1 protein-coding gene is annotated in these 216 nt (G+C 63.0%); it reads left to right on the top strand.

Going from position 1 to position 216, the window contains the following annotated elements; translation table 11 throughout:
* A partial coding sequence (locus H6B10_RS17685; RefSeq protein ID WP_204652588.1) for an ATP-binding cassette domain-containing protein occupies positions 1–216 on the top strand: 216 nt, incomplete at both ends.

Here is a 216-nt window from a genome sequence, read left to right as displayed (position 1 = left end):
AATCTCCAGCGACTGGCGGTGCAGCGTAGCCCCTTTGTCCAGAATGCCGATGACCCACTGGGTAAAGCCGCTGACCGCCGTGAAATACAGAAGGAACTGGGAGGCGGGCAGACCCAGCGGCTGATGCTGGCCCGGGCCCTTTATAAAAACGGGCCCATTCTCGCCCTGGACGAACCCACCGCGGCCCTGGACCCCCTGGCCGAGGACGATATCTAC

The organism is Gemmiger formicilis, assembly GCF_016901605.1.
In the GTDB taxonomy this organism is placed as follows: domain Bacteria; phylum Bacillota; class Clostridia; order Oscillospirales; family Ruminococcaceae; genus Gemmiger; species Gemmiger formicilis_B.
The sequence above is the reverse complement of the archived record's forward strand: the minus strand, read 5'-3'. Positions and strand labels throughout refer to the sequence as shown.